The sequence below is a fragment of the Paraglaciecola sp. genome (genome assembly GCF_039943935.1).
Classification (GTDB): Bacteria; Pseudomonadota; Gammaproteobacteria; order Enterobacterales; family Alteromonadaceae; genus Paraglaciecola.
In genome coordinates, this window is sequence record NZ_JBDUZQ010000009.1 from 111,452 (window position 1) to 127,527 (window position 16,076).

A 16,076-nucleotide genomic window follows, 5' to 3' on the forward strand; every position below is an offset into this window, starting at 1 on the left:
ATCAGTATAGTTGCCCTCATGTAATTATTCTTGGTAAATATTGTTAAAATTAAATTTCAGGTGAAACTTTTTTTTAACAACACTGCCGCTACAATTTAAGAACGAGAGTGCGCGCTGCATCCTGCGCTCTGGCTCATAGGAGATGATAATGATATACGAAGGTAAGAGCCTCTCGGTTAATTTACTGCAAGATGGTATTGCTGAATTAGTATTTGACGCACAAGGCTCAGTAAACAAGTTTGATCAACAAACTGTTGCTGAATTCAATAATGCCACTCAAGCGTTAACAGCCAATGGAGATGTAAAAGGGTTGATTGTACGCTCTGCAAAGTCCACATTTATTGTAGGTGCTGACATTACAGAGTTTACGGGCTTGTTCGATATGCCTGATAAAGAAGTATTAACCTGGGTAGCTAAAACCTCGCATGTGTTTGATAGATTTGAAGATCTACCTTTCCCTACTATCGCAGCAGTGAACGGCTTTGCCCTAGGCGGCGGCTGTGAAATGACCCTAGCCTGTGACTTTCGTGTGGCCGATACAACGGCTAGCCTAGGTTTACCTGAAGTCAAATTAGGTATTATGCCTGGTTTTGGCGGCACCGTTCGTTTACCAAGGTTAATTGGCTCTGACAACGCACTAGAGTGGATGACTACCGGTCGCGATCGCAAAGCAGCTAAAGCCTTAGCAGAAGGTGCAGTGGATGCAGTAGTTGCTCCAGAAAAACTAGTAGACGCCGCAGTCAGCATGCTTAAAGATGCCATTGCTGGCGAGTTTGATTGGCAAGCTCGTCGTACTGAGAAAACATCCCCTCTTAAACTCAACAAAAACGAAGCTATGATGAGCTTCTCAACAGCAAAAGCTATGGTGGCAGCGCAAGCAGGTAAACATTACCCCGCCCCTCACATGATGGTCGATACCGTAGCGAAAGCAGCAGGCCTTGATAGAGAAGGGGCACTTAAATTAGAAAACCAAGGGTTTGCGACCCTTGCTAAAACCGATGAAGCTAGAGCTCAAGTAGGTATCTTTTTAGCAGATCAATTAGTTAAAGCTAAAGGAAAAAAGCAAGCTAAAACCGCCACAAAAGCAGTAAAGCAAACTGCTGTTTTAGGTGCTGGCATAATGGGTGGTGGTATCGCATATCAATCTGCGGTTAAAGGTACACCTGTTATCATGAAAGATATCAACCAAACTGCTTTAGATTTAGGGTTAAAAGAAGCCGCAACCATACTAGGTAAAGGCATGAAGCGCGGTAAAGTGGACGCGACTAAAATGGCCACCACCCTAAACAACATCACTCCCACACTTGAATATTCAGCCATAAAAGATGTCGATCTTGTGATTGAAGCGGTTGTAGAAAACCCTAAAGTTAAAGGCATAGTGTTAGCAGAAACAGAAACACATGTTGCTGACGATGCCATTATTTGCTCTAACACCTCTACCATTTCAATCAATAAATTAGCAGAGAGTTTACAGAAACCTGAGCGTTTCTGCGGTATGCACTTCTTTAACCCTGTGCACAAAATGCCTTTGGTTGAAATTATTCGCGGCGAAAATACCACTGAAGACACCATCTCTGCCGTCGTTGCTGCCACCTTAAAAATGGGTAAAACCCCAATCGTAGTTAACGATTGCCCAGGCTTTTTAGTGAATCGTGTGTTGTTCCCTTACTTTGCAGGTTTTAGCAAGTTAGTGATGGACGGTGCCGATTTTGTTGCCGTTGATAAAGTCATGGAAAAAATATTTGGTTGGCCCATGGGCCCAGCATTTTTGCTAGACGTTGTAGGCATGGATACAGCAGATCACGCATCTGGCGTGATGGCTGATGGCATTCCAGAGCGTATGCAAAAAATTGCTAACGACCCGGTCACCTTACTATACAAAGCAGAACGTTTTGGTCAGAAAAATGCCAAAGGCTTTTACAACTTCAGCCTAGACAAACGCGGCCGTCCTGTTAAAACAGCCGCACCAGAAGCCTATGAATTGTTTGCACCACATTGTGCCGCAACACAAGCGTTCGACAAAGATGAAATCATCGCACGTGTGATGATCCCTATGGCTAACGAAGCCATTCGTTGCCTTGAAGAAGGCATAGTCGCCAGTGCTGCCGAAGCAGATATGGCCTTGCTTTATGGATTAGGTTTCCCTCCATTTAAAGGCGGTATATTCCGTTACATTGAAACTATGGGCTTAGCCAACTTTGTGGCGTTAGCAGATAAATACGCAGACTTAGGTCCTATTTATCAAATATCAGATGGTGTGCGCGAAATGGCCGCCTCTAATAAATCATACTTTACACAATAGCCTAAGGAGAAGATCATGAAAGAAGTCGTAGTCGTCGATTGTATTCGTACACCAATGGGTCGCTCTAAAGGAGGCATATTTAGAAATGTCCGTGCAGAAACCCTATCTGCACATTTAATGTCAAAATTAGTAGAACGTAATCCAAACCTTGACCCAAGTGAGATAGAAGACATCATTTGGGGATGCGTACAACAAACCAAAGAGCAAGGCTTTAATATCGCCCGTAATGCACAATTACTGACTGACATTCCACGCTCAACGGCTGCAGTTACTGTAAACCGTTTATGTGGTTCATCTATGCAGGCCCTACACGATGCCACCAGCGGTATTATGTCTGGCCGTGGTGATGTTTATATGATTGGTGGTGTAGAACACATGGGCCACGTACCCATGGATTTCAACCTAGACTTTCACCCAGGGATCGCCAAACACGCAGCAAAAGCCTCTGGTAGCATGGGGATGACAGCTGAGTTACTAGGTCGCCAAAATGGCATTACCCGTGAGATGCAAGATGCATTCGGGGCACGTTCACATCAACGTGCTAACCAAGCCACCATTGAAGGCCGCTGGGCAAGTGAAATCGTAGCCACACAAGGCCATGATGCAGATGGCGTATTAAAATCTATTACCGTAGATGAAGTCATTCGTCCTGACTCAACTGTTGAAACTATGTCGGCCTTAAGACCCGTTTTTGATCCGGTTAACGGCACAGTAACAGCTGGTACATCATCCGCTTTGTCTGATGGTGCCTCAGCTATGTTAATTATGTCTGCCGATAAAGCTAAAGCCCTTGGATTAACACCACGAGCTAAAATTCGCGCCATAGCGGTTGCGGGTTGTGATGCCGCAATTATGGGCTTTGGCCCAGTACCTGCCACACAAAAAGCGCTAAAACGTGCAGGCTTAACCATGGCTGATATCGAACTAGCTGAGTTTAACGAAGCCTTTGCAGCTCAAGCGCTATCCTGCATTAAACAGTTAGGTTGGATTGATAACTACGATGACAGAGTCAACTTAAACGGTGGTGCCATTGCGTTAGGCCACCCACTAGGATGTTCTGGTTCGCGTATTTCAACCACCTTGATTAATTTGATGGAAGCTAACGACAAATCAATTGGCTTGGCAACTATGTGTATAGGGCTGGGACAAGGTATCGCGACAGTGTTTGAACGGGTTTAGGAAACAGCAAACTAATTATGAAACTAAAAAAGCTCCTGATGGAGCTTTTTTTATATCTGCATAAGCTAGATATCTAGGCTAAATGCTGTTTGAAAAAGGATAATGTACGAGACCAAGCAAGCTCTGCCATTTCTGGACTATAGCGGCTTGTAGAATCATTATGAAACCCATGTTGGGTACTAGGATAAACATTAGCTTGATAGGTAACTCCGTTAGCTTTTAAAACCTTTTCATAGGCTGGCCAGCTGGCATTCACCCGCTTATCGTTTTCAGCGAATTGCAACATAATCGGAGCTTTTACGTTTTTAACCAACTCATCTTTAGCAGGCGTTCCGTAAAAAGGTACGGCAGCATTAATTAACTCTGGTGCTGCGGCTGCCAACATATTGCTTATGTAGCCACCAAAACAAAAACCTACCACTCCTAATTTATCCGTTGTAGCCTCATGTTTTTTCAAAAACTCAGCTGCAGCAATAAAGTCTTGTTCTATTTTAGAACGGTCCATTCCCCGCTGCATAGTACGACCTTCATCGTCGTTACCTGGGTATCCACCAAGGGGAAATAAAGCATCAGGAGCAAAAGCAATAAAGCCTTGTTTTGCTAGACGTCGAGCGACATCTTTAATATACGGATTGAGACCTCTATTTTCATGAACCACCAAAACCGCTGGAGCCTTGGCTTTTAGCTCAGTAGGTAAAACCAAATACCCCTGACCAGTACCGTGCCCTTTCGTAGACTCAAAGGTTTCATAAGTTGCTTTAATAGCCGAATCATTAAAAGATACTTGCTCAGCCAATACGTAGTTAGGAGTGAGTGCACCGGCTACCGCACCAAATGTTAGACCAGCAATAGGCAATGTCGCTAAACGACTCATAAAAGTACGACGGTCGATATCACCATGTGCGTAATCATCGTACCAATCAAATGCTTGCTGGGGGATCTGTTCGGTGGAAATGTGTGTCATCATTCTGCTCCTTATAGTCATTTCTCAGAGTTGAGAAACATATCATGGCTTTCTAAAATTTATTGTTACTGGAGTTTCGTCAACTTAAAATATTACACATAAAGCCCAAACGTATATTTCTATCTAAGTCTTTAAAATAAAAACGTAATTCAAAGTCTATCGAATACTCCGTTAACATCCATTAGATACAGAAACCTGAAATTTACTTTCATTTTTATTTCAGGCCCCCACGATATTTCAATTGCGTTTGTTATTGTTAACAAAGACATATAAGTAACAGAATACAATGTGTATTTAATCACACACACTTTTTTCGATTTAATACCTGTCGTCTAATCCAAATATAGGTTGTCGTGTTAACCATTTACCACGGGTGAAATCAGGAAAGTGCATAGGCTTACCGCCACTAGCGATAGACTTTTCAGACATACAAGTGACCGCAGCCCAAGACGCATGATCGTATACATCCATCGGCATAGGCTCATTCCTTTTTAATGCTTCAACAAAAGCATGGATAACAAAGAAATCCATGCCACCGTGACCTGCACCCTCAGCATCGCCTTGATATTTTTTCCATAATGGATGGTCGTATTTTTCCATATAGGGAGCATCTTTTTCCCACTCATGGGCGGGGCTCATGCCCTCAATATGTATACTTTTATTCAAGTCCATCCAAATACCATCAGTGCCTTGTACCCTAAACCCTAAAGAATAAGGTCGAGGTAAGTTTGTATCATGGGTTAACACTATGGTTTCACCTTGAGCACATTTAATAACGGTAGTAACTATATCTCCCAGCTTAAAATCAACAGAAGCATTCGGATGGGATTCCCCACCCTTTGGGTGCTCATCAATGTACTCATTCAAACCACGGGCTTTTGTAGCCGTTGATGTGAGGTATTCAAAGCGATTACCTCTATTATTATTAATACAATTAGCTACCGGACCTAATCCATGAGTAGGATACAAGTCGCCGTTGCGAAGCGCCGAGTGATTGGTTCTCCAACGCGCTTCACTGTATCCTTTTTGACCAAACTCTACGCCACCGCCATACAACTGCTTACCATTATTAAATTTAACATGACGAAGGTCATGTTGATAACCACCTTGGAGGTGAACAATTTCACCAAAAAGGTTTTGTCTAACCATATTTAAAACAGCCATCACATCACGGCGATAGGCAACATTCTCTAAAATCATGAAAGGCGTTTGTGTTCGTTCATAGGCGTCGACCAATGCCCAACACTCTTCGATATCAAATGCGCCCGCTACCTCAAGGCCGACTGCTTTTTTAGCTTCCATTGCATCAATCGCCATAGGTGTATGCCATACCCAAGGTGTTGAGATAATCACCGCATCAACATCATCTCTGAGCAAAAGGTTTTTATAATCTTCATTGCCTGCACCGAACATGGCAGGTTTAGCCATGCCTGCGCTCTCAACCATTTTTGCGGAGTTTTCGAGCCTCTCTTTGTCTACATCACACACGGCAGTTACGACAATATCTTCTCTTTTTAATGTAAGGGCAAGTTGTCCTGTTCCTCGCGCACCAATTCCGATAAAACCTAAACGTAATTTAGTAGAAGCCGTTGATGCGCCATAAGAAAATGGCGAAGTTGAAAGCGCTAATGCTGCACCTGCAGCAGTGTTAACTAAAAATTTTCTTCTATTCATAATCAATATTTATCCATTAAGAAATGCGCAAGGCCAATGCCGAACGCAGATTAAAAACAAAGCATCTTCTACAGAGAACGACAGGTAAGTCAGTATTATTCTTAAGTTAAAGGCAAAAACATTATGCTCACTAGCTAGAGTATCTCTGGCCGCTAACCCAAGTGCCCATTACATTTTGTTCCTCATCTAGTTCGACAAAGTTCGCTTGATAGCCTGATTTAATGCGGCCAAATTGATGTTCCAAACCGATAGCATGAGCTGGATAGAGAGACGCCATCCGAACCGCTTCAGTCCAATTAATCCGAGCAAACTTCATCGCGTTTTTAATAGCTGCATTCATATCTAAATCTGAGCCAGCAAGTGATCCGGCTGCATTAGTACAGCGCCCATCAACTGCATGAATAGTTTCACCATCTAGCACGAAAGACTTATCAATCGCCCCCACGGTTGACATAGCATCAGTTACCAACACCGCCCCGCCAGTTTGCTTAGCTGCTACAGCCACACGAAACGCCGCAGGGTGCATATGAAAACCATCGGCAATAATTCCGAACCAGCTACTTTCATCGTTAAGTGCAGCTCCAACCATACCAGGCGCACGGCTTTGAAGAGGTGTCATTGCGTTGTATAAGTGAGTAAAGCCTGTTACACCTGCAGCTAATGCATCACATGTTTGCTCGTAATCAGCTCCCGTATGGCCTGCACAAATCGTGATGCCTTTATTGCTGATTCGCTTGATCATATCTGTCGTAGTTAACTCTGGTGCAATTGTGACTATGGTCTTTCCTACATTTAATGAGCTAACTACCTCTAAGCCCTCTTCATCAATCAGGCAAAACTTTTCTTCTGCGTGAGCCCCTTTTCGCTCAGGGTTCAAGAATGGCCCTTCTAAATGAATACCCAAAATACCAGGCACCCCCTCATCAATAGCTTGCTTTACCGCAGAAATAGCCTGTCTCATGACGTCAAAACTGTCTGTAATTAAAGTCGGCATTAAGCCTGTCGTACCAAATCGTCGGTGGGCACTGGCGATAGTTCGCAGTCCTTCAACAGTTGGGGCATTGTTAAACATCACACCACCACCACCATTAACCTGAAGGTCAATAAACCCAGGAACGAGATAACGTCCTGACAAGTTATATTGGATTTCTGTTGTAGCGGGTAGTTCACTTTGAGGTATTACCGCAACGACTTTGTCGCTATCTACAATAACGGCATGGTCTTGAAGTACGGATTGACCTGTAAATATTTGAGCATTGATAAGTGCTGTAGTCATAGCTTGTAATCATCTTTTATTAATTTTTATCTAAGTTATTTTCTTAAGCGCTGCAAGCTTCTTAATTTGCACATTTTCCAAGAAACGCTGCTCCTCTAACACCACTAGAGTCTCCAAATTTAGGGGCAACAACATCAGGAGCCGTAACCCCTTTAAACAAGTATTGTTTCATTACTGCAGCCAAAGGAGGGTATAGTTCATTAATATTTGATAGTCCCCCTCCTAAAACGATGGTGTCAGGGTCATACATCAAGGTTAGTTGTGCCAAGTAGCAGCCCAAGCAGTCGATATAAGCCTGAAAGGTTTCTTGCGCTTTGCTTTGACCCGCTTGTAAACCTTTGATGAGAGCGGGTACAGATGTATAACCCGCCTCAAAGTGTGAGCACATCCACAGTAGCCCTGGACCTGCAAGATATTCTTCAACACAACCCAATAAGCCACAACCACATTGACGTAGCGAGAACTGATAACGTTGCTGCAGAATCGCGGGCAAAGGAATATGTCCAAATTCACAAGCCACATTTTGCTTACTACGGTAAAGCTGTCCATCAATGCACAACCCACCTGCGACTCCTGTCCCTAAGACTAAGCCCAATACGTTTTGCTTGTCTTGACCAGCACCACCATTAGCCTCAGATAACACAAAGGCTTTAACATCATTCTCAAACCCAACAGGACGATTCAAAATGTTCAGGGTATCTGCCACTAAAGGTCGGCCATTTATACTAGGAATGTTGGCTGAAACAGCACATCCATTTATATCAACAATACCCGGAAACCCGATACCTACCGACCCTTGGCAACCAGTTTTGTCATCAGCTTTGTTTACCATTTCAGCTAGGGTTGCTAAAAGCTGTTGATAATTATCTACTGGTGTTGCTACTCGCCATGAGTTGTTTAGTGTGAAGTCGGCATTAAAAATCGCCAATTCGATTTTTGTGCCCCCTACGTCCAGACCGTAATGCATATAATTTTTCTAACCTATATTTTTACAATATGAGCAACTGAGATAGCCAACTCATTATTCACTATTATTTCTCAAAGCCTATTCGCTTTAGGCAATTAACTAGCTCGCCAGTATTTCAATTTATGTCCCTTTATTGCATAAAATGCAATAAAGGCATAACAAGGCAGCATAATCCAATAAGGGCTTTGCAAGTCACCCGAACCATCTGCGAGATAGCCATAAATCAACGGAACAATCGCACCACCAGCAATTCCCATAATCAATAACGCAGACGCCGTGCTGGTATCTTTTTGGTTTAAACCAACAAGAGCTAATGGCCAAATGGCAGGCCAAACTAAAGCGTTAGATAAACCAAGTAAGGCGACATATAACACCGCATTTGGAATAGCTGAAATTCCAGTCCAACTAAAAAGTACGTCCCATAAGTCTGTTGAAACAGTACTCGCATTCAACAGTAGTACTGTAAAAGTCACCCCTGCGATTGCAGAAATTGCTAAAGCAAGGCTTTGACTGATCATCCGTGGGATAAACAACATTCCTAACATGTAGCCAACAACCATAAAACCCATAGTGTAGGAGGTTAACTCACCAAAATTAGCGACACCTAACTCTTTACTAAACAAACCAATTGTATCACCGGCAAGCACCTCGACACCGACGTAGAAAAATAGCGCAATTGCACCCAGTATGACCCGCGGCTTTTGCAAAATACTGCTGTCGTCATCTTCATTTGCTTCTTCATCTGAATTGATATCAGGCAAAGGAACCGATTTAATAAACAAGCCAAGTACGAATAACATCCCCGCCATAATCAAATAAGGCGTGATCAAACGTGATGACAACTCTGCAAGTTCCACTGCTCTTTGCTCAATGTCCAATGAGGCCAATCTAGTTTCGGTAAATTGAGACATATCTGTTAGCACAAACGCGGTAAATACAAGTGGGGCAACAATACCTGCACCTTTATTTAAAATACCCATAATACTAATGCGAACAGCGGCTGTTTCTCGTGGACCAAGTAGTACGATATAAGGGTTAGAAGCAGTCTGCAGAATCGTTAGACCGGTACCTAACATAAATAAAGCCACTAAAAAAATGCTATACATTCTAAAATAAGCAGCAGGTATAAATATTAAGGCCCCCACTACCATCACAAATAATCCGAGCACCATACCGTCTTTGAAACCCGTACGGCGTAAAATATATGACATAGGTAACGCCATCACGGTGTATGAGATATAAAAGGCAAATGTCACTAGCAAAGCTTCAAAATGACTCAATTCACACGCGACCTTCAAAAACGGAATCAAAGACCCATTGAGCCAAGTCACAAAGCCAAACATAAAAAACAATATGCCGATTATCAGCATAGGGAGCAAACTACGAGAAGAATGATTATTTGTGCTTGTCATGTAGAACACCGGTTATGTTATAAAACAAAAAAGGGGCAATATATTAATAATTACCACATGTATAAAGAAACCTTACCACCCTTCATTATCTTTCACAAGATTGAATAATGAAAGAAAACGAAATCAATTATTTACCTGTATACTTTGAAGTAGCGAGTTATACCCTTTTTGAGGCTGCCATGTACCTTGATTCGCAAATTGAATACTGTACTCAGGGCGATGACTTATTATTCCACCATTACTCACGTCTGCTATGTGCAGCGATAAATGGTATTGGCCTCTCTCCATAGAGGCAGGCAGTTGCAAATTCTCTTCAATTCTAACGTTACTTTCTGGACGCCAGCTTCGAATATCATAACGTTCAGAGTCGAGCACAACTGCATACTCTTGCCCGCTAGTATTATGAGTAAATATAACCCTCAGCTGCATGGGGAACATTGGAGACGTAAAACCTAGATTATCTATATCTAACGAGAAAATCATAAGTCCACCAGCATTCGCAACACTAGAGAACTCACCCTTCACCATGGCTAAACGATAACCAAGACGACGTTTGATATCCGACATACAGCCTTCGTCTTGCCAGTCATTATTAACTTGATTGTTATACGCTGAGTTTAAATAGGTATAGTTAAATCGATCTATAATATCGACTACGTTATGACTACAGTTGTTTTGAGGAGAGTAGCCGTCATCACAAGTTTCTCCGCCCACAATAGTATAACGACTGTGCTGAGCTTGATGAGTTTTTAATGCATTTACCACTTTGTCGTTATTAACTGGGGCTTTAGCAGATGATCCGTAGTCTGCAAATGTTCCCCAATCATCTGATGTAGCAAGAAAACAATCATTGTATAAACCTAACCTAGAAGCATCAGAGCCATTAAATGCCTGCAATTCGTGTAATGGGGCGGCAGTGACTGGAGCCTCAGGTCCATGCATAAACTTTTGAATTAATTGAGGTTTTCTAACTTGTACAGTTATATCTTTTGGTACAGAGTCTAATATTGCTTTAACCATTTCAACTCGGTCATCCCAATTTTCATTGTAAATCCTACCTTGGGCATCAAAGTCACCAAAATGATCAGTAAACATCATCTCTCCCCATGTTCCTATAAAACCAGCCTGCCAAGTCAAAAGTACATCATGGTTTTTACTCAATACCTCTGAGACTTGCTCTATATGCGCCAAGACAATATCTTTACTAGCATCACCATAAGGAGGGCATATCCAAGAGCCACAATCACCCGTTGGTGGAACATTGTTATAGGAGAATCTAACAATAAATTTAACCCCAGCTTTTCTGGCTGTATCAAAGTCATGTTGTAACTGCTGTAAAAAGGTCTCAGACAGCTCTTTAGTGTTAACAAAGCTATCTAAAATGTACTGCCTAAGAAAAAGTCCATGTCTGATTTGATAATTTCCGCCTACAGGCGTGGAGTACGTATTACGCAACCTGAGCAGCTCCTCTTCAGTGACCGCCTCAAAACTGCTAGCCTTCGTTGCATAAGGATAGTAGAAGCCACGACCTGGGTTCATGATATCTTCGTCAGAAACAGTATATTTAACCTGATGGGTAGGGCCGGTACTGCTATTTAAGCTACAACTGAACAACACCAAGCACAGACCTAACACTAGAAACGATTTGGTTAGGCAAGCAGCGTTTATAACTGGGCCGTAAAATTTTTTAAACATAGAATACCTATTTTTGATATAAAATTTGAGAACATGCTAAAGGTCACCTCATCCCAAATAAGGACTCGACGATTTTATTTTTAGATATATTCATCGAGTGATTTGGTCTGATATTATTTAAAGGTGTATGTTGCCATCGCCTTATCTGGGCTTTCATCGGTCGCCCAACCTTCTCCTGTAGATACAAATTTTACTTTAATAGCAGTACCTGTAACGGGTGAACCCAATTCACTTAAAGGAATTCTTCCTTTAATTTGCCTAGGAGTATCAACAACACTTGAAGTTAATGCATTGCTTTGTAGGGCAGATGACCAGCTACCAGACTGAGCCTCATAGCGCTCAACCACCCATTGCATGCTATCGTTTGTCATAAAACGAAACCCATAACTTGCATCTAACTGTTTAAGACTCGTAGCTCCTGCGGGTAAAGGATTGGCAGTGCGCCCCTTAGTATCCATGCTGAAATACAATTCATGACGGTGCCAACTCGAAATATTGTCTTTGTTATCAAAAGAGAAGTACAAAAATTGACTGTCATTCACTAGGCGATTCTTTAACAGGTTATTGTATCCTTCAGCAATATCGTCACCATCTGTATAAATCGACCAAAACAGACTCTGAGCTGAACTTTTAGCTGGAGTTTGCTTTGCTTTCACTTGATAAGAAGCCGCCAACGTAACAATGACAGCTAAAGCAATGAAGATTGGAAGTAATAGTTTTTTCAGGTTAAAAAATGACGACATAATATTTACTCTCAGGAAAACAATTAACGTTTATGTTTCTTTTATTTCTTTTTAAATATTATAATCCAAAAATTCAATAAAACGCAACCAAATGAAACCACAAAAGACTAGCAAAGCAAAATAATTGAAAGGCACGCTCGCTCAAAGTGAAACATAAAACCACTATGTCTAATTTGAAAGGGCACTACGTTAACCAGTTACATCTGTGAAACTAGCAATAACCATGGCTACAGAGACTGATTCAAACATAGGGAGTGATAAAGGTGAAAAAGAAACATTTACAGCTGATTTATTTAATCACATTGTTTTATCAAGGTTTTTTATATGGTACTGAAAACACCTTTAGCCCAATTCGATTGTCGACATCAATCAACAAAGTTCAACCCATGACGGGTATAGCCTTTTGGGCAAGCAACAACAAAGCTCTTGAAGCCCTTGGAGACACTGTTCAGCTAGAGTTCTCTTACTTAACTTATAGTGATGTCATTGAAACTAAAGGTCATTACAAATGGGAAGTCATAGACAATTTACTCAATGATATTGCCAGTCGTAAACATCAAGCAATATTACGTTTTCACTATACATATCCTGGTAAAGTCAAAAGATCAGTACCTGCTTATATCTTTAATGATGAAGATTACGCCCGCACCTCAGCAACAGTCGAAAATAAAAAAACCTTTGTGCCTGACTGGAGTTTTAAAGAACTAGAGACGTTCACAACACAATTTTTTGCCAATTTTGCCGCTCGCTACGACGGTGATCCTAGATTGGCCATGATTCAAGTAGGCTTTGGGTCCTACGCAGAATATCACTTATATAATGGGCCGAGAGTGCTCGGTAAGACCTTTCCTACAAAGAAATTTCAGACGTCTTTTTTTAAAACAATGAATGACAAGTTCGATACAACACAGTGGTCCGTATCTATTGACGCTGCAAATTCTGACTATGGTCCATTTTCTAGTAAAGCTGAACATGCAAACCTTAACTTTGGTTTATTTGACGACTCTATGATGCATAAAACCCACTCAGTTACTGAAGATGAATACAACCTCTCATCTTGGAAGTTTTTTGGAATTGAACGCTACAAAAAAAGGATGATGGGCGGTGAATTCAGTTACTACTCTGATTATGATCAAAAAAGCGTACTTACCTATCCCGGTGGTGCTTGGGGCAGAAGCTTTGAATCCTTTGTCGATCAATTTCATCTTAGCTACATCATTGGTAATGATCAGTTTCGTTATCAAGCACCAGAGCGAATTAGAGAAGCTTCTATGTCAATGGGCTACAAGTTTCATGTTAACAGCTTTGAGGCTTCTAACGAGCAAAGTCGCATTAGCATTTCGAATATTGGCGTCGCTCCTCTCTATTACGACGCCTACCCTGCTGTTAATGGTGTGCGATCGAACTTATCATTAAAAGGGTTACTCCCAAATCAGACTATAGAGTTTCTCATAGATTCAGGGGGTGACAAACCCAGTTTTGCGATAGAAAGCGACTATCTGGTTGAGGGCCAAGTTATTGGATTTTCAGCAGATTAACGGGCGTAAATGGCCGTACGAATAAGTTTTAATTTAAAATAACACCCTATTTAGACATCTCTGAAGGTACTCTGATTGCTCACTGATTGATTTCAATCAGTGAAAGGGAAACTATAGGCCGACATGACTTCATTGGCCAGCGGTAACCGTGATTGGACCTGCCACATAACATCAACATCATTTACCCCGATATTAATGCTCGAGTTAATGGGGTCAATATCGCTCTGTTCTATACTTAGCTCAATAAAGTTAGTAGCACTGTTAGCTTCAATACTATGTGTATTTTGTGGCTCCCAGCTCCAATCTGAACCCGTTGATTTATATAAAGTAACTATGCCACCAGTGCCTTGTTGAATTAAATAATCAGCACCTGATAACGCCCAATCAGATGATTGAAAACCTGTAGAATTGTCGCCGTCAAAGTTGATAAACAAGTCAAAATAAGGCCCCATCTCGTTACCCGCCATCGCTATATATAAATATGTTTCATCAGCAACCACTTTTAATGATGTGACTTGTTGATTTTCGGCACTAGCGAGTAACGAAATACTATCCCAATCATCAGCATTACCATCAATTAAAATATTCACAACCTCGGGCTGAATGGACGGTTCTGATTCAAACTCGATTAAAGGCTCTGTAGGCTTTGTGTTTTTATCCTCTCCCTCCACGTATGCCGCAACAGTAATAGTTTGCTCGAGATTATTATAACCGTTTGACTCATCCCATAAGCCAACATTAGCGAGTTGAATGCTATATTCAGGGCGTGTGGCTATCTCACCATGATTCGACACGTCTGCGATATGTAAGAATAAATCGTAACTACCTATGGCCAAATTATCAGGTAGTTTAATGTACTCACCTAATTCTGTGGTGCCTGATTGCCAAGTGCGTATATCATGACCTACAGCCTCCAAAACAATAGTCGTTTCTAGTCCTGTGCTTTGATGCTTTAATATAAGTCGTAACTCCATGGCAGTAACAACAGACGTAAAACCATCATTATCAACAGTCAACAAAAACGGTACATAATTACCAGCATTGGCTGTAGTCACTGCAGTAGAGCTAGTCATCGCTAGGCGATATCCTAATCTATTTTTAATTTCGTCCATGCAGGCATTATCACCCTCGGTCCAATCGTTATTGACGGAATTATTATAATCAGTATTAAGGTAACTATAATTAAGCTCATCCATGGTATTAACCACATCATCACTACAATCATTTGCATAAGACACTGGCGGAATAGCCCAATCCTCATCCTTACAAGTCTCTCCTCCCACAATAACAAATTGACTATCGTTTTGGTGGTAACTCTTTAAAATGCCCACTGCATTACCCTGTTTTTCTCCTCCGGCAGTACCATAATCAGCATAGGTACCCGTATCAGAAGCATCGGTTAAAAAGCAGTCGTTATGAAAACCAACTCGGGCAATATCTTCATCGCTAAACGCGCTATCGGCCGTTAAGCTACCTTCTGTTCCACTCAGTCCGGCAGTAATTGTCGCATCAGCGCCGTATATAAGCTTTTGTTTCGCTTGTGGTGTTCTTACTTGCGCCATAATTGACTCGGCAGTTGCTGCTAACAATGCTGATAATACTTCACTTCTGTCATTCCAATTTTGGTCAGTATAGCTAGCACTAACGTCTCCGGCGGGACTAAAGTTATCGGTGTAGTATTGCTCGCCCCACGCACCAATGAAACCTTGTTGTATGGTTAATATAACATCAGCATTTTCGGTTAAAATGGGTTGTAGTTGCTCAATATGAGCTAGAATTGTGGCTTTATCAGGATCGCCATAAGGCTCACTAGCATTTTTATGATAATAAAAACGTACCACCATCTTAATGCCAGCTTCTCGGGCGGTATCAAAATCAGTTTGAATTTGGCTTAAGGTCTGGCTCGACAACGTTGCGTTGTCAACGTAGTTATCTAAAATAAAAGCTCTTAAAATAATGGTGGCATTAACGCTATAACTCGCATCAGCTGCTTGATAGCCATTTCTATTGGCGACCAAATCGTCTTTATTTAAAGGTATAAACGCACTGGTTTGTGTTTCTGTGTGCTGATAGAAACCTCTGCTAGGGTTAGCAATGTCTTCATCAGATTTAATATAATATTTGTTCGTTACAGAGAAGCCCGCTAATAATTCAGCTTCGGGTGCTGTTTCTGGCTCAGAAACACTCGGAATAGTTGGCGTCTCATTGTCGCCTACATTTTCTTCAACACTACTGCTACTGCAACCTAATAAAACTGCGACCAGCAAAGTAAGTGCCAATATATTTTGAAAATTTATCATAAGTTCCTAATGTACCCTGTCTAAGT

At 41.6% G+C, this 16,076-nt stretch carries 11 protein-coding genes; 3 read left to right on the forward strand and 8 right to left on the reverse strand.

Going from position 1 to position 16,076, the window contains the following annotated elements; translation table 11 throughout:
• The first annotated feature begins 148 nt into the window (after positions 1-148).
• Together fadB and fadA are read left to right on the forward strand one after the other, a co-directional pair.
• Complete coding sequence (fadB, locus tag ABJD71_RS05375) at positions 149-2,302, forward strand: fatty acid oxidation complex subunit alpha FadB (protein WP_348165700.1); 2,154 nt, start codon at positions 149-151, stop codon at positions 2,300-2,302.
• 15 nt (positions 2,303-2,317) lie between these two features.
• Positions 2,318-3,481, forward strand: coding sequence for an acetyl-CoA C-acyltransferase FadA (gene fadA / locus ABJD71_RS05380; protein WP_348165703.1), 1,164 nt, complete (start codon positions 2,318-2,320; stop codon positions 3,479-3,481).
• A 73-nt stretch (positions 3,482-3,554) separates the two neighbouring features.
• Here the strand turns inward: fadA and ABJD71_RS05385 are convergent, their stop codons facing one another.
• From ABJD71_RS05385 to ABJD71_RS05415, 7 genes are all read right to left on the reverse strand, one after another.
• Complete coding sequence (locus ABJD71_RS05385) at positions 3,555-4,445, reverse strand: dienelactone hydrolase family protein (RefSeq protein ID WP_348165919.1); 891 nt, start codon at positions 4,443-4,445, stop codon at positions 3,555-3,557.
• 318 nt (positions 4,446-4,763) lie between these two features.
• On the reverse strand, positions 4,764-6,119 hold the full coding sequence (locus ABJD71_RS05390; RefSeq protein ID WP_348165706.1) for a Gfo/Idh/MocA family oxidoreductase: 1,356 nt from the start codon (positions 6,117-6,119) through the stop codon (positions 4,764-4,766).
• Positions 6,120-6,249: 130 nt separating this feature from the next.
• Positions 6,250-7,395 (reverse strand): N-acetylglucosamine-6-phosphate deacetylase, encoded by a 1,146-nt coding sequence (gene nagA, locus ABJD71_RS05395; RefSeq protein ID WP_348165709.1) that lies wholly within the window; start codon positions 7,393-7,395, stop codon positions 6,250-6,252.
• Positions 7,396-7,456: 61 nt separating this feature from the next.
• Complete coding sequence (locus tag ABJD71_RS05400; protein WP_348165712.1) at positions 7,457-8,362, reverse strand: ROK family protein; 906 nt, start codon at positions 8,360-8,362, stop codon at positions 7,457-7,459.
• Between the two features lie 95 nt (positions 8,363-8,457).
• A complete protein-coding gene (locus ABJD71_RS05405; protein WP_348165715.1) occupies positions 8,458-9,774 on the reverse strand; it encodes a sugar MFS transporter in 1,317 nt (438 codons plus the stop codon).
• A 123-nt stretch (positions 9,775-9,897) separates the two neighbouring features.
• Positions 9,898-11,469 (reverse strand): DUF4832 domain-containing protein, encoded by a 1,572-nt coding sequence (locus tag ABJD71_RS05410; RefSeq protein ID WP_348165718.1) that lies wholly within the window; start codon positions 11,467-11,469, stop codon positions 9,898-9,900.
• A gap of 113 nt (positions 11,470-11,582) precedes the next feature.
• Entirely contained in the window at positions 11,583-12,212 is a 630-nt protein-coding gene (locus ABJD71_RS05415) for a hypothetical protein (RefSeq protein WP_348165721.1), read from the reverse strand.
• A 263-nt stretch (positions 12,213-12,475) separates the two neighbouring features.
• Between ABJD71_RS05415 and ABJD71_RS05420 the strand changes: the two genes are divergently transcribed.
• Entirely contained in the window at positions 12,476-13,750 is a 1,275-nt protein-coding gene (locus tag ABJD71_RS05420) for a hypothetical protein (RefSeq protein WP_348165724.1), read from the forward strand.
• Positions 13,751-13,842: 92 nt separating this feature from the next.
• Here ABJD71_RS05420 and ABJD71_RS05425 read toward each other — a convergent pair whose 3' ends face one another.
• On the reverse strand, positions 13,843-16,050 hold the full coding sequence (locus ABJD71_RS05425) for a DUF4832 domain-containing protein (RefSeq protein WP_348165727.1): 2,208 nt from the start codon (positions 16,048-16,050) through the stop codon (positions 13,843-13,845).
• Positions 16,051-16,076: the final 26 nt, after the last annotated feature.

Excerpts from the sequence above, each read along its gene's own strand:
- ABJD71_RS05425 (WP_348165727.1), bottom strand. The coding sequence starts at position 16,050 with ATGATAAATTTTCAAAATATATTGGCACTTACTTTGCTGGTCGCAGTT.
- fadA (WP_348165703.1), top strand. The coding sequence starts at position 2,318 with ATGAAAGAAGTCGTAGTCGTCGATTGTATTCGTACACCAATGGGTCGC.
- ABJD71_RS05405 (WP_348165715.1), bottom strand. The coding sequence starts at position 9,774 with ATGACAAGCACAAATAATCATTCTTCTCGTAGTTTGCTCCCTATGCTG.
- fadB (WP_348165700.1), top strand. The coding sequence starts at position 149 with ATGATATACGAAGGTAAGAGCCTCTCGGTTAATTTACTGCAAGATGGT.
- ABJD71_RS05410 (WP_348165718.1), bottom strand. The coding sequence starts at position 11,469 with ATGTTTAAAAAATTTTACGGCCCAGTTATAAACGCTGCTTGCCTAACC.
- nagA (WP_348165709.1), bottom strand. The coding sequence starts at position 7,395 with ATGACTACAGCACTTATCAATGCTCAAATATTTACAGGTCAATCCGTA.
- ABJD71_RS05385 (WP_348165919.1), bottom strand. The coding sequence starts at position 4,445 with ATGACACACATTTCCACCGAACAGATCCCCCAGCAAGCATTTGATTGG.
- ABJD71_RS05390 (WP_348165706.1), bottom strand. The coding sequence starts at position 6,119 with ATGAATAGAAGAAAATTTTTAGTTAACACTGCTGCAGGTGCAGCATTA.
- ABJD71_RS05415 (WP_348165721.1), bottom strand. The coding sequence starts at position 12,212 with ATGTCGTCATTTTTTAACCTGAAAAAACTATTACTTCCAATCTTCATT.
- ABJD71_RS05400 (WP_348165712.1), bottom strand. The coding sequence starts at position 8,362 with ATGCATTACGGTCTGGACGTAGGGGGCACAAAAATCGAATTGGCGATT.